This window comes from Arthrobacter sp. Y3221087 (assembly GCF_059089905.1).
Window position 1 is genome coordinate 15,238 of the sequence record NZ_JBNHFE010000007.1, and the last position, 13,925, is coordinate 29,162.

Here is a 13,925-nt window from a genome sequence, read left to right on the forward strand (position 1 = left end):
GTTCCCAGCACAACGCCTAGCTGAAAGAAGCAGCCCATGAGCCCCACAGACCTTTCCCCGCTGCAACGCCCGTCCGGCGCGTTCGCCATGCTCGCCGTGGACCAGCGCGAAGCCATGCGCAACATGTTCGCCGAGCACACGGACCAGCCCGTCACGGACGAGGACCTCCGGAACTTCAAACTCGAGGCCGCCCGCATCCTCACCCCCTACGCCTCCGGCATCCTGATCGACCGGCAGTTCGCCCTGGACCAGGCCATCGAGGCAGGCGTGGTGGACTCGAACTGCGGCCTCATCGCCTCCGCCGACCACTTCGAATCCGCACACGGCGAACTCGTGGGCGAGGTGACCATCGACCGGCTGGTGGATCCGCACAAGTACGCGGCCCTGGGCGTGAAGGCGCTGAAGCTGTTGGTGCTGTACCGCCCCGACGAGCCCGCCGAAGGCCGGGTGGAGATGGTCCGAGAGTTCGTGGAGCGCTGCAAGTCCGCCGGCCTGATCAGCATCATCGAACCGGTCTCCCGCAAGCCCCTGGCCGGCGGCGACTTCGACTGGAACGCCGGCATCCTGGCCGCCGCCAAGGAACTGGGCAGCCTGGGCGCCGACCTCTACAAGGCCGAGGTCCCCTACAAGGGCCAGGCCTCCGAAGCCGAAGTCCGCGCCGCCTGCGCCGAGCTCACCAAAGCCATTGACGGCCCCTGGGTGGTCCTGTCCTCCGGGGTCCCCGAGGACGTGTTCCCGGACGCCGTGCGGTGGGCCTGCCTGGAAGGCGCCTGCGGCTTCCTCTCCGGACGCGCCGTCTGGGCCTCCTGCATCGGCGCCCCCGACGTCGTCGAGTCCCTGTCCACCGACGCCGTCCGCCGGCTGCAGCGCCTCTGCGCGGTGGTCGACGACGTCGTCTCCACCCAGCGGACGCATGCATGAGCACACCCGCCGACCTCCAGGGGATTCCCGTCACCGTCGGGTGACCCCCTTCCAGCCAGCAAATAAGGCACAGCAACACTCAACGAGGAGACTATTGTGAGTCAGATTTCACGCAGGCAGGCCATCGCCGTCCTTGGAGCCCTGGGGTTCGGCGCCACCGCGGCAGCATGCGCCGGACCGGGCGGCTCCACCACCCCCGGCGGCGCCACCGGCCCGGCCGCACCGGCCACCGGCGACATCACCGGCAAAGTGTCCTTCGCCCACTGGCGCGGCGAGGACAAGGCAGTGTTCGACGAACTGATCAAGCGGTTCGCGGCGATGCACGACGGCGTGGAGGTGGCCCAGGACATCTCCACCTCCAACGACTACAACGCCCAGGCGCTGCAGAAGCTGCGCGGCGGCTCCATCGGCGACGCGTTCGCCACCTTCCGCGGCGCACAGTTCAAGAACTTCACCGAGGCCGGCATCTACACCGACCTCAAGGGCAGCAAGGCCGTCTCCAACTACGAGGACAGCCTGCTCTCCGCCGGAAAGTCAGGCGACAACGTCCTGGGCCTGCCCTACCAGGTGGTGTTCCCCATGCCCATGGCCAACGTGGACCTGTTCGACAAGGCCGGCGCCGACCTCGCCCCCAAGGACTGGGACTCCTTCCTGGCCATGTGCGAGAAACTGGCGTCCTCCGGCGTCGTGCCCATCTCCTGGCCCGGCGGCGACGTGGGCAACGGCGGGCAGCTGTTCAACTGCATGATCGCCAACAACGGCCCGGTGGATGACATGGCCGCCCAGATTGAGCAGGGCAAGCTGAAGGTCACCGACGACTGGTTCATCAAGATGCTCAACCAGTACAAGGACCTGGTCCCGTTCCTGCAGCCCAATGCCACCGGCACCGCCGTGGAGCCGGCGCAGAACCTGTTCTCGCAGGGCAAGGCCGCCATGCTGGCCACCGGTTCCTACCACATCGCGGCGGTCCGCGGCCTGGGCGCCCAGTTCCCCATCGAGCTGGTGTTCCCCAACACCTCGGACGGCAATGCCAAGTACGAAGGCGTCTACAACGCAACGTTCATCCTGGGCGTCAACTCCGCCAGCAAGAACCAGGCGGCCGCCGCGGCGTGGATCGACTTCCTGTCCGAGCCGGAAAACGCCGCCTACTACGCCAACGAGACGGCACAGCACGTGTCCGTGAAGGACGTGGAGTACACCAACCCGGACCTGAAGCGCCTGAGCCCGTGGCTGGAGAAGAACAACGCCCTGGCCGCCCGGTTCCAGTTCCTGAACCTGGACGTCCGCAACGCGGTGGAAGCCAGCGCCACGGCCGTCATCTCCGGTACCAGTCCGGAGCAGGCAGCCGAGGCCGCCCAGAAGATTGTTGACGAGCGGCTATGAGCACCCACACCGGAACGGCGGCCAAGCGGAAGACGCCGCGCCGCCATACCGGCGCCGACGCAGCCAAGGTGCGCCGCCGGTCCCCCACCCGGGTGAATCCGGCGCTGTACCTGTTCCCGCTGCCCGCCGTCGCCGTCATTGCCTTCTTCCTGGTGATGCCCACGCTGCAGGCTTTCCAGTACGCCATCACGGACTGGAACGGCTTCTCCGCGGCCTTCAACTACGTGGGGCTGGACAACTTCGTCCGGGCGTTCACCAGTGACTCGCTGTTTATCAACGCGATGACCAACAACCTGAAGTTCATGCTGCTGGTGGTCATCGCGCAAACGGCGTTCTCGCTGGTCCTCGCCCTGCTCCTGACGAAGAATTCCCGCGGCAGCATCCTGCTCCGCGCCCTGTTCTTCTTCCCCACCATCCTGTCCTCCGTGTCCGTGGCCTTCATCTGGAAGTTCATCTACGACCCCAACTTCGGCCTGGCCAACTCGGCCCTGGGCGCGGTGGGCCTGGACGCCCTGCAGGGTTCCTACCTGGGCAACAACGCGCAGGCCCTGTACTGGGTGGCCGTCACCCAGGTGTGGTTCCACGCCGGGCAGATGATGGTGGTGTACATCGCCGGCCTGCAGTCCATCCCGCGTGAGCTTTACGAGGCCGCGGAAATGGACGGCGCCGGCCGGTGGCAGCAGTTCAAGTCCATCACCTGGCCGTTCGTGGCCCCCGCAACCGCCATCGTGGTGGCCTACACCACGGTGCAGTCGTTCAAGGCCTTCGACCTGATCCTGGGCATCGCGGGCAACCCGCCCAAGGGCTCCCTGGACATCCTCTCCACCCGCATCTACAGCACCTTCGCCAACTCGGAGTTCGGCTACGCCGCCGCCCAGTCGATCATCTTCATGGCGATGATCGCCCTGGTCACCTGGCTCCAGCGCCGGCTGCTCCGGCTGACCCCGAAGGGGGAATGACAGCATGCTCGCCTCAATCAGCCGCCGTGCCATCCTTGGCATCTACGCAATCATCATCATCGTCCCGCTGACGGTAGTGGGCTTCGGCAGCTTCAAGTCCACCCAGGAGCTCTTCGCCGGACCGTTCAGCCTGCCGCAGTCCCTGTCCCCCGCCAACTACGCGGAGGTGATCGGCGGCCAGGACCTCGGATCGTCCTTCATGAACAGCGTGATCGTCACCGCCATATCCGTGCCGGTCACCCTGTTCCTGGCCAGCCTGGCCGGCTACGCCATTTCCAGGTTGAAGGGCTTCATGTCATGGGCCATCTTCGGCTTCCTGGTCCTGGGCATGGCCATCCCCGCGCAGGCCAACATGGTGCCGCTGTACGTGCTGTTCGGCCGGCTGGGGCTGCTGGACAGCCTGGCCGGCCTGATCCTGGCCAATGTAGTGTCCACGCTGCCCATCGCCGTCTTCATCTTGGGGGGCTTCATGCGGACCCTGCCCAAGGAGCTCTACGAAGCATCATCCATCGACGGGACCGGGCCCTGGAAGACCTACGCCTCCATCGCCCTGCCGTTGTCCGCACCGTCCATCGCCGCCGCCGCGATCTTCCTGTTCGTCATCCACTGGAACGAGCTGCTCTACCCGCTGCTGTTCATCCAGTCCCCCGGCAACCGCACCCTGCCGCTGGCGCTGCTGAGCTTCCAGGGCGAGTTCCAGACCGACTACCCGCTGCTCTTCGCCGGGGTCATCCTGGCCTCCCTTCCCGTGGTGGTGGCGTACGTCTTCCTGCAGCGGTACTTCGTTGCAGGCATCACCGCCGGCGCCAGCAAGGGCTGAGCACCCCGGTCTCCTGCCCGCCCAACGAAAGGCATCATCCGTGAATTTGAAATCAGCCGGCCACCTGGTGAACGGCACCTGGCACGCCGCCGGCGGCACGAAGGACGTGACGGACCCCGGCAACGGCAGCACCGTGGGCGAGGTGGCCTGGGGCACCGGCGAGGACGCTACCCGGGCCGCCGACGCCGCGGCGCAGGCGTTCGGGTCCTGGTCCCGCACCACGGCCCGGAACAGGGCCGACCTGCTGCGCAACGCCGCCGACCTCCTGGCCGAACGCCGCGACGAACTCGCGCACACCCTGGCCCTCGAGGCCGGCAAGCGGCTCCCCGAGGCCCAGGGCGAGGTGGACTTCTCCGTGGAGTACTTCCGCTGGTTCGCCGAGGAAGTCCGCCGCGCCACCGGCACCATCAGCCCGCCCGAGTTGCAGGGCCGCCGCCACCTCAGCAGCCGGAAGCCCATCGGCGTGGCGCTCAGCCTCACGCCATGGAACTTCCCAGTGTCAATCCAGGCCCGCAAGCTCGCCGCCATGCTCGCCGCCGGCTGCACCGTGGTGGGCCGGGTGTCCGAGAAGGCGCCGCTCGCCGCCACCGGCCTGTTCGAGGTCCTGCACGACGCCGGGTTCCCGGCCGGCGTGGTCAACCTGGTCCACGGCCCCTCCCGCGAGATCACCGCGGCCCTGCTGTCCCACCCTGCCGTGCGGGCCGTCAGCTTCACCGGATCCACCGGCGTGGGCCGACAGATCATGGCCTCCGCCGCCGAACGCGTGGTCCGGCCATTGCTGGAACTGGGCGGCAATGCCCCGTTCATCGTCTTCGAGGACGCGGACCTGGACGCCGCCGTCGAAGGCGCCGTGCTGGGCCGGCTCCGCAACACCGGCCAATCCTGCGTGGCGGCCAACCGCTTCCTGGTCCAGGACAGCATCGCCGACGAATTCGCGGCACGGCTTGGTGCGCGCTTTGATGCCATGAGCATCGGGCACGGCGTTCCCGACGGCGGTGCGCCGGTCCCGGACCTGGGTCCGGTCATCGACGCGGACCGGGTGTCCGCCGTGCAGGCACTGGTGGACGACGCCCTGGATCGCGGTGCGCGCCGCGTGACACAACGGACCGACGTGCCGGGCCAGGGGTCCTTCCTGGCTCCCACGCTGCTGGCCGATGTTCCCGACGACGCCCCGCTGGTTGGCGAGGAAGTGTTCGGCCCGGCGGCCGGCGTCGTCACCTTCGCCACGGAGGAAGAGGCAATCCGGAAGGCCAACGCCACCGAAATGGGCCTCGCCGCGTACGTCTGGAGCGGCAGCCCGAAGCGCGGCTGGGAGATCCCGGAACAGCTCGAGGCCGGCATCGTGGGCGTCAACGACCCCCTGCCATCCGTGGCCTTCGCACCCATGGGCGGCGTCAAGCAGTCAGGCCTGGGCCGTGAAGGATCAAGCCTGGGCCTGGAGGAGTTCGAGGAGGTCCAGTACGTGGCCTGGAGGCCGTAAGTGCTGACCACCGGGCTGGTGCTGGGCGCCGTGGTGGTGGGTGCCGGGATGCAGCGGATCACCGGCATGGGCTTCGCCCTGGTGGCCGCCCCGTTCCTGGTCCTGCTGCTGGGCCCGGTGGAAGGCGTAGTGCTGGTGAACGTCTGCAGCGCTGTGACGGCCGGGGCCATCATCTTCCGCGTGGTCCGGGACGTCGACTGGCAGCGGTACCTGTGGCTGGCGGCCTCGGCGCTGCTCGGCATCATCCCGGCGGCATTCCTGATCCGGCTCATCCCGCCGGCGGTCCTGGAGATCTCCATCGGGGTGATCCTCGCCGTCGGGCTGACCGTCCTGCTGGTCCTCAAATCCGCCACCCTTCCGCCGCGGCGGCGCTATCTCCTGGCCGCCGGCGGCCTGAGCGGCTTCATGAACACGGCAGCCGGCGTGGGCGGGCCGGCGGTCAGCATGTACTCCATCGCCACCCGGTGGCAGCACAAGTCCTTCGCTGCCACCATGCAGCCGTACTTCTTCACGATCGGCGCGCTGTCCCTGGTCTCCAAGGTGGTGACTGCGCCGGCCACCTTCCCTGCCCTGCCCTGGGGCATGTGGGTGGGCGTCGCCGTCGCCTGCCTGGCCGGACTGGTGCTGGGCGACGCCGCCGCAAGGTTCGTCCCCGCCCGCGCGGCGCAGATCCTGCTGATCATCCTGGCGTACCTGGGGGCGGCCGCCACCATCATCCGCGGCGTGCTCGACGCCGCCGGGTGACCCCAACGATTTCACCTGCACCTGTATCAGAGAGAGGAAATAACATGACGTGGCTGAACAGTGCCGCTCACGCACGATGGCTCGAGGCCGAGACCGACCGGCTGATCAATTTCGCCGTGGCGTCGAAGGTGCCCACGGGATTCGGCTGGCTCGACAACTACGGCAAGGTGTTCGCCGACAAGCCGACCCATCTTTGGATTACCGCGCGGATGGTCCACAGTTTTTCCGTTGCTGCCCTGCTGGGACGGCCCGGCGCGGGGACCCTCGTGGACCACGGCATCGCGGCGCTCAACGGGGGCTTCCATGATGACGAGTTCGGCGGCTGGTACGCCGAGATCAACGAAAACGGCCCGGTGAACGACATCAAGTCCGGCTACCAGCACTCCTTCGTGCTCCTCGCCGCTGCCAGCGCCGTGGCTGCAGGGCGCCCCGGCGGGCAGGAACTGCTGGACAAGGCGCTGCAGGTAGCCGACACGAAGTTCTGGGACCACAAGGCCAACATGTGCTTCGACTCCTGGAACCGGGAGTTCACCGAAACGGAGGCGTACCGCGGCGGGAACGCGAGCATGCACTCGGTGGAGGCGTACCTGATCGTGGCCGACGTGACCGGGGAAAACCGCTGGCTTGAGCGGGCCCTGCACATCGCCGAGGTGCTCATCCACCAGTTCGCCCGCAACAACAACTACCGGGTGTTCGAGCATTTCGACCCGGACTGGAACCCGATGCCGGAGTACAACACCGATGACCGGGCCAGCCAGTTCCGTGCGTACGGCGGCACCCCCGGACACTGGGTTGAGTGGGCGCGGCTGCTCCTCCACCTCCGTGCCGGGCTCGAAGCCCGCGGCCTGGCGGTCCCGGACTGGCTGCTGGAAGACGCCCGCGGCCTGTTCGACGCCGCCATCCGCGACGCCTGGCAGCCGGACGGCCACCCCGGCTTTGTCTACACCGTGGACTGGGAAGGGAAGCCCGTAGTCACCACCCGCATCCGTTGGGTGCCCGCGGAGGCAATCGGAGGGGCTGCGGCCCTGTACATCGCCACCGGGGAAAAGCAGTACGCGGACTGGTACGAGCGCATCTGGGACCATGCCGGCGACTGGTTCATTGACTACGAGCACGGATCCTGGAAGCAGGAGCTCGACGAGAACGGCAATGTCACTTCCACCGTCTGGTCCGGCAAGGCGGACATCTACCACCTCTGGCACTGCCTGGTGGTCCCCCGCCTTCCGCTGGCGCCCGGGCTCGCCCCGGCCGTGGCCGCAGGCCTGCTGGACGCCCGGATCAGTGCGAACGAGCCGGCCAGGGAACCTGCCGGCCGCTAAGGGCGGAGCCCCGCCGCTGTCCCGGGGCTCCGCCTACAGCCGGCGCTGCCGGAACATCGGGAACTGTCCGCGCACCCGCTCCACCGTCTCCGGCAGGACCTCAACCACCCGGACGCCGGGCTCCAGGCCAAGGTCCGCCTCTGTCACGCCCATCGGGTCCACCAGCACGCTGCGGCCCACCGAGACCGGCGGAGCCTGGCAGACGCCGGCCACGTAGACGCTGTGCTCGATAGCCCGGGCCGCGTTGAGGGCCAGCCACTGCCCGGTCTTGTGCGTGCCCGGCACCCACGACGAGGGGACCAGCAGGACGGCCGCGCCGGCGTCGGCCAGGGCCCTGGCGAGTTCCGGGAACCGCAGGTCGTAGCAGGTCAGCAGGCCGAACCGCAGCCCGCCGGATTCAAAGACGACCGGCTCCAGGGACGGGCCGGGGCTGATGAACCGGGATTCGTCGAAGCCCTGCGCGTCGAAAAGGTGGATCTTGCGGTAGGAAGCCAGCCGGCCGCCGTCGGCCCCGAACGCCACCAGGGTGTTGTAGGCCTTGCCCGGATCCTCCGAGGCTTCCACCACGCCCGCCACCAGCGCGATGCGGTGGCGGGCGGCGGTGGCGGCCAGTTCCCGGCAGACCGGGCCGTCCAGCGGCTCGGCCACCGCCGGGAACGTGGCGTCCACGATCTTCTTTTCGTAGGTGGCGTACTCCGGGAAGGCCACCAGGCCGGCGCCGTCCGCGGCGGCCTGCGCGGCGAAGCTGTCGATCGCCGCGAGGTTCGCCGCAATGTCCGTGCCGGATGCCAGCTGCCCGAGCGCTATCTTCACGCCTGCCCTTCCCGTTGCACTCCCGGAGGCCCGTGCTAGACCCCCGCCTCCACCGTGGCCTTCTCGGTGCTGGCCATCTCCGGCGGCGCAGCCCGGAAGCCGCGCGTGATCAGCGCCAGGACCAGCGCACCCAGGATGAGCCAGGAGACTCCCAGCGTAATGGCGTTGCTGTCCAGCCGGGAGAGCAGGTAGGTGCAGATGACGGCGCCGACAACCGGGACCGCCACGTAGGACAGCGGGTTCAGGTTCTCCCCGGCCCGCCGCCGGCGGAGGTAGTGGAACACCACCGAGACGTTGACCAGCGTGAAGGCGGTGAACGCTCCGAAGTTGATGAACGACGTGGATGTGGCCACGTCCAGGAACAGTGCGATCAGGCCGACGGCGCCGGTGGCCACCAGGTTCAGCACCGGGGTGTGGAACTTCGGGTGGAGCCTGCCGAAGACCGCCTTGGGCAGGACGGAGTCGCGGCCCATCGCGTAGAGCAGGCGGGAGGCGCTGGCCTGCGCGGCGAGGCCGGAGGCAAACTGCGCCACCACCAGGCCGGCCAGGAACACGGCACCGAACAGCTGCCCGCCGATCTGCAGGGCGATGGAACTGGCCGCTGAGGCCGAGTCCTCGAACACGCCGCCCGGGTGGACCAGCTGGGTCACATAGGACACCGCCACGAAGATGCCGCCGCCGATCAGGGCGATGAGCATGATGGCCCGGGGCACGGTGCGGCGCGGGTTCACGGTCTCCTCGGTGAGCGTGGTGACGGCGTCGAAGCCCAGGAAGGAGTATGCGGCAATCGCGGCGCCGGCCGAGATGGTGGCGAAGCTGGCGGTGTCGTTGAAGAACGGCTGGCTGCTCACCAGTCCCCCGGCGCCGGAGGTGGACACCACGTTGCCGATGGCAAGCGCCACGAAGAACACCAGGACCAGCAGCTGGAACGCCATCAGCACGTAGTTGGCCTTGTCCGCCACCTTGATGCCCAGGATGTTCAGCAGCGTGGTGATCACGATGAAGCCCACAATCCAGACACCGATGGGGATGCCGGGGAACTGCGCGCTCAGGTACGAGCCGCCGATCAGCCAGATGACCATGGGCAGGAACAGGTAGTCCAGCAGCACCGCCCAGCCCACCATGAACCCGACCCGGGAATCGATGGACCGGCGGACGTACGTGTAAGCGGAACCAGCCACGGGGTGGGCCACGGCCATCCGGCCGTAGCTGTGCGCGGTGAAAAGCATGGCGGCCATCGCCACCAGGTACGCGGACGGGGTGGCGCCACCGGTGGTCTCGGCGATGAGGCCGAAGATGGCCAGGACGATCAGCGGGGTCAGGTACGCCAGGCCGAACAGCACCAGCGAGGGCAGCTTCAGCGTGCGGGTGAGGGTGGTTGTCACGGTGTTTCCTTAGGGCTTGTAGGACGGCGGTGTCCAGGTGGCCGGGTTGATCCGGCCCTGATAGACGGAAAGTTCGACGGCGGCCTCGCCGTCGCGGAACTGGGACCAGGGCCGGTTTAGGTTCTCCGTGCCGTGCGTGCGGACCTGCTCGACGGCGGCCAGGTCCAGGTCCGCTGCGAGCAGGACCGGGGCGTCGTCGGGGGCCTCGACGATAGTGTTGCCCTCCGGGTCCACGATGATGCTTCTGCCCATGCCGGTGGGGCCCGCGCAGTTGACGCTGACCATAAACACCTGGTTCACGATGGCATTGGCCTTGGCGAGGATCAGTTCCTGTTTGCGGTCCGGGGTGGTGGTCTTGACCACGTTCAGGATGATGTCCGCGCCCATCCACGCCAGCTGCCGGGACACCTCGGGATACCAGGCGTCGTAGCAGATGTTCAGCCCGACGCGTCCGATGCGGGGCAGGTCCACGGTGGTGAACCGGTCGCCGGGATCGTAGGGCTCGAACGGGCGCCACGGGAAGATCTTCCGGTAGTAGCCGGCGAGCTCCCCCTCCGGGGACAGCACCAGCTGGGTGTTGAAAAGTTGGCCTTCGGGCCCGCGCTCGCAGACGCTGCCTGGCACGAGCCAGATCTTCAGGTCGGCGGCGAGTTCCTGCAGCTCCTTGACGCGCGTTCCGTCCAGGGGCTCGGCCGAGTCCCGCAGGACCTCGGTGCGCTGCTGGTCCGGAAAGGAGTCACCGAAGAGGTGAAGTTCGGGGAACACCAGCATTTTGGTATCGGGCTTGGTGTCCAGGGCTGCCTGGACCTCTGCGGCGAAGGCGGATATTGGTTCGCCGATCAGCCGGGGCGGGGCCTGGGCGGCGAGGAGGGGAAGGACGCGGTGCATGGTGTTCTCCATGGAAGGGGCTGTGATCTGCACTATATTAGATCAGAATGATCAAATAAACGGAAGGGGGCAGGTTTGGACCGTAAAGTAGCGGGTATGACGCCCCACATGGAGGAGACTTCCGCCATCGGTTCACCCGCGCTCACCGGTATGGACCGCCGGAGCGCGATCGATGCGGTGCGGCTCCGGATCGGCATGGCCATCTCACTGGAGCTGCTCAAGCCGGGCGAGCGGCTGCCCGATCAGGAGGACGTGGCGCTGGGCCTCTCCGTCAGCCCCATCACCGCGCGGCGGGCACTTGCCAGCCTCGCCGAACAGGGCGTGCTGGTGCGCCGCCGGGGCCGCGGGGGCGGAACCTTCGTAGCCGACCATCCGCCGCGCGACGTCCTCGCGGAGCTTTCGGCCTCCCCCGCCGAGTCCCAGGCGGTCAACAAGCTGGTGGACCGGCGAATGCTGTTCGAATGCGCAGTCACCCACTACGCCGCCATCAACGCCACCGTTGAACAGCTGGACGAGCTGGAACGGCTGACCCGGGACATGGCCGCGGCAGCCAACTGGTCCGACTACCACCAGTCGGACGAGCAGTTCCACCAGCTGGTGGGATCCTCCTCGGGGCTGGGGACCGCCGTCGGGGTCTACCACGAGACCCTCGCGGAACTGTACGACTACTTCATCCCCTACCCCATCGACCTGCTGCACAAGTCCAACCAGGACCACATCGAGCTCGTCAAGGCCCTCCGGAACGGCGATGTCCCGGCCGCGGTGGAGGTCTCCCGGCGGCACGTGGACATCCTGCACCGGACCATGTTCATGGGGCTGGCAGGCACGGCCGGGACGTAGCCGGGGAGGCGCGCAGGAGGACCTTGTCATGTACGTGACAGCGGTCCCGGTCCTGTAAATTTAAGGAAGGAATTTGTCCGGCCAGCAACGCCGCGTTCCACTCCCTCCCCCTTGAATGGACCCCCTTCGCATGCCTTCCGCGATGCCCGCGCCTGCCCCTGCCCGATTCCCCTATGCCGCGATGGCGGTCCTGGCCACCATCGCCTTCACGGCCATCACCACGGAGCTCCTGCCCTCCGGCCTGCTGCCGCAGATCAGCAGCGGGCTGAACGTATCCGAGCCCGTGGCCGGCTACCTTGCCGCCGCCTACGCCGCCGTCATTGTGGTCACGGTGGTTCCGGCCGCGCGGCTGCTGGCGGGGATCCCCCGGCATGCCCTGCTGGTGGGCCTGGTGGTCACGTTCGCGGCCAGCAACGCCTGGGTGGGCCTCGCCCCGGATTTTACGACGGCGATGATCGCCCGGATGGTGGGCGGACTGGCGCATGGCCTGCTCTGGACCACCATGGCGCCGTTCGTCACGAGGGTGGTTCCGGCGGACAAGGTGGGCAAGGCCCTGGCCATCGTATTCAGTGGCAACAGCCTGGGGCTGGCCATCGGCGCGCCGCTGGGTACCGCGCTCGGCGGGTTCCTCGGCTGGCGGGCCGGATTCCTGGTGCTGGCGGGATTCGGCCTGGTCCTGGCGGTCCTGGCTTTCTTCCTCCTGCCGCGGGTCCAGCGGATCTCCGACGCCGCCCGGCCCTCCATGCGCCGTGCCGTCACCCAGCCCGGGGTGAAGGCGGTAGCCACCGCCTGGCCGCTGCTGGTCCTGGCGCACTTCGCGCTGTTCACCTACATCGCCCCGTTCGTGCGAGAGGCCGGCCTGCCGGACTACGCCATCAGCCTTTCCCTGACCGTCCTCGGCGCCTCGGGCCTGCTGGGCATCTGGGTGGCGGGCCTCACCGTGGACTCACATCCGCGGCGATCGCTGATCATCACGACGGCGGCAATCGCCGCATCGATGTTCCTGTTGCCTTTGGCTTCGGGCAACCTTCCGCTGGCCCTTGTGCTGATGACGGTCTGGGGCGCGGGGCTCGGGGCAATCGGCATCTACAACCAGGCGGCCATCCTTCGCGCCGGCGGCGAGTACCAGGAGGCGGCCAACGGACTGACCGTGCTCACCATCCAGCTGGGCATCACCGTCGGTGCACTGTATGGCTCCGGTGCCTTGGTTACCGGCGGCCCGCTGCTGGTTCCGGTTGCCGCAGCACTGCCGGTGGTGGCGGCGCTGGCCATCACACTTGCCGGCAAGCGGCACGCTTACCCGCCGGGACCGCGGGAGCAGGTGTGGCTGGAGCCCCGCCCGGTGACGGCGGCCAAGGTGAAGGATCCCGCCTAGGCCAACACCTCCGCCGTCGCCAGCAGGATACTGCGCTGGCTCCCGTAGTGAACGCGCAGGGAGCCGGCCAGATCGTGCAGCCAGCCGGGGCCAGCCGGGTTGATGTCCAGAACATGGGGAGCCTCCAGCAGCTGCTGCGCGGCAAAGTCTGCCCGGGGCAGGACCAGTTCCCGCGGCCCGAGCCCGATGCCTGACGCGCACTGGTAGCCGTCGAGGAAGGCCGCGAGGAGCTCCGGATATTCCGGGAATCCGGGCTGCGGTCCCAGCAGGTCCCGCGCCGCCGAGGCCACATCCGCCGCAGCCGTCATTACCCTGGCTTCGTCGAAATCGAAGCCTGTAAATCCCCTGTCGGTCCAGCGGAGGTTGTCCAGTTCGAAGTCGCCATGGCCCATCACCAGCGGCACCGCCGGACCGGCGGCCATGAGCCCGGCCAGGCGCTTCGCCGCCTCCTCCAGTTCCGGATCCGCCATCACGGACGCGGCTTCGGCCAGGGCGTCGAACGGTGCCGGCGCCTCCGGTTGAAGTGGAACGGCCAGGGGGCCCGCGGCGTCCTGGAAGGCTCCCAGCGCCGCGCCCCAAGCCGCGGCAGCACCGGCGTCGATCCCTTCAACGTCCAGCTCATCGCCGTCCACCTTGCCTGCCACGCTGGCGTACATGTCTCCGAGCGGGGTGCGCACCAGCTCCAGGGCGGCGCCTGCCAGGGAGGGGAAGGATTGGGCGACGGCGGCACCGGCAGCCGCCAGACGCGAATGGAACCGCGAGCCGCGGGCAAGTCGGCCTCCTGCAGGCTCTGTTGCCGGCGCGAACCGCGCGTACAGGACCCCCCGGGGATCGGCTCCCGGCGGGGCAACGAACACGTGGGCCGCGGACGAACGCCAAAAGCGGAGCGTGCCCTCGGGCATGCCCCACCGCTCACCCACGGCATCGGCAACCGGCGAGCGCCATTCGTGATCTACGGTGTCCCGCAGCGCTGCGATCTGGCTCAGGGGCAACATGGA

At 68.4% G+C, this 13,925-nt stretch carries 13 protein-coding genes; 9 read left to right on the forward strand and 4 right to left on the reverse strand.

Features of this window, described 5'->3' with window-relative positions; genetic code table 11:
• The first annotated feature begins 36 nt into the window (after positions 1–36).
• From AC5RUO_RS16910 to AC5RUO_RS16940, 7 genes are all read left to right on the forward strand, one after another.
• Entirely contained in the window at positions 37–921 is an 885-nt protein-coding gene (locus tag AC5RUO_RS16910) for an aldolase (RefSeq protein WP_494011607.1), read from the forward strand.
• Positions 922–1,017: 96 nt separating this feature from the next.
• Positions 1,018–2,304, forward strand: a complete 1,287-nt coding sequence (locus tag AC5RUO_RS16915) for an ABC transporter substrate-binding protein (protein WP_494011608.1) — start codon at positions 1,018–1,020, stop codon at positions 2,302–2,304.
• Entirely contained in the window at positions 2,301–3,263 is a 963-nt protein-coding gene (locus tag AC5RUO_RS16920; protein ID WP_494011609.1) for a carbohydrate ABC transporter permease, read from the forward strand. The genes AC5RUO_RS16915 and AC5RUO_RS16920 overlap by 4 nt, the downstream gene beginning before the upstream one ends.
• A 4-nt stretch (positions 3,264–3,267) precedes the next feature.
• A complete protein-coding gene (locus AC5RUO_RS16925; RefSeq protein WP_494011610.1) occupies positions 3,268–4,083 on the forward strand; it encodes a carbohydrate ABC transporter permease in 816 nt (271 codons plus the stop codon).
• Between the two features lie 40 nt (positions 4,084–4,123).
• Positions 4,124–5,563 carry an NAD-dependent succinate-semialdehyde dehydrogenase gene (locus tag AC5RUO_RS16930; RefSeq protein ID WP_494011611.1) on the forward strand — a complete coding sequence of 480 codons (1,440 nt, stop codon included), beginning with the start codon at positions 4,124–4,126 and terminating at the stop codon, positions 5,561–5,563.
• On the forward strand, positions 5,564–6,307 hold the full coding sequence (locus AC5RUO_RS16935; RefSeq protein ID WP_494011612.1) for a sulfite exporter TauE/SafE family protein: 744 nt from the start codon (positions 5,564–5,566) through the stop codon (positions 6,305–6,307).
• A 44-nt stretch (positions 6,308–6,351) separates the two neighbouring features.
• A complete protein-coding gene (locus AC5RUO_RS16940) occupies positions 6,352–7,626 on the forward strand; it encodes an AGE family epimerase/isomerase (RefSeq protein ID WP_494104119.1) in 1,275 nt (424 codons plus the stop codon).
• Between the two features lie 33 nt (positions 7,627–7,659).
• Here the strand turns inward: AC5RUO_RS16940 and AC5RUO_RS16945 are convergent, their stop codons facing one another.
• From AC5RUO_RS16945 to AC5RUO_RS16955, 3 genes are read right to left on the reverse strand one after another with little or no spacing between them, the layout of a single operon-like run.
• Complete coding sequence (locus tag AC5RUO_RS16945) at positions 7,660–8,439, reverse strand: nitrilase-related carbon-nitrogen hydrolase (RefSeq protein ID WP_494011614.1); 780 nt, start codon at positions 8,437–8,439, stop codon at positions 7,660–7,662.
• 35 nt (positions 8,440–8,474) lie between these two features.
• On the reverse strand, positions 8,475–9,824 hold the full coding sequence (locus AC5RUO_RS16950; RefSeq protein ID WP_494011615.1) for an APC family permease: 1,350 nt from the start codon (positions 9,822–9,824) through the stop codon (positions 8,475–8,477).
• 9 nt (positions 9,825–9,833) lie between these two features.
• On the reverse strand, positions 9,834–10,745 hold the full coding sequence (locus tag AC5RUO_RS16955) for a carbon-nitrogen hydrolase family protein (RefSeq protein ID WP_494104120.1): 912 nt from the start codon (positions 10,743–10,745) through the stop codon (positions 9,834–9,836).
• 63 nt (positions 10,746–10,808) lie between these two features.
• Between AC5RUO_RS16955 and AC5RUO_RS16960 the strand changes: the two genes are divergently transcribed.
• Together AC5RUO_RS16960 and AC5RUO_RS16965 are read left to right on the forward strand one after the other, a co-directional pair.
• Positions 10,809–11,552: a FadR/GntR family transcriptional regulator gene (locus AC5RUO_RS16960; protein ID WP_494011617.1), complete on the forward strand. Its 744-nt coding sequence runs from the start codon at positions 10,809–10,811 to the stop codon at positions 11,550–11,552.
• A gap of 130 nt (positions 11,553–11,682) precedes the next feature.
• A complete protein-coding gene (locus tag AC5RUO_RS16965) occupies positions 11,683–12,927 on the forward strand; it encodes an MFS transporter (RefSeq protein ID WP_494011618.1) in 1,245 nt (414 codons plus the stop codon).
• On the opposite strand, the gene AC5RUO_RS16970 is transcribed toward AC5RUO_RS16965, so the two are convergent.
• A complete protein-coding gene (locus AC5RUO_RS16970; RefSeq protein ID WP_494011619.1) occupies positions 12,924–13,922 on the reverse strand; it encodes a phosphotransferase in 999 nt (332 codons plus the stop codon). The genes AC5RUO_RS16965 and AC5RUO_RS16970 overlap by 4 nt on opposite strands.
• Positions 13,923–13,925 lie beyond the last annotated feature (3 nt).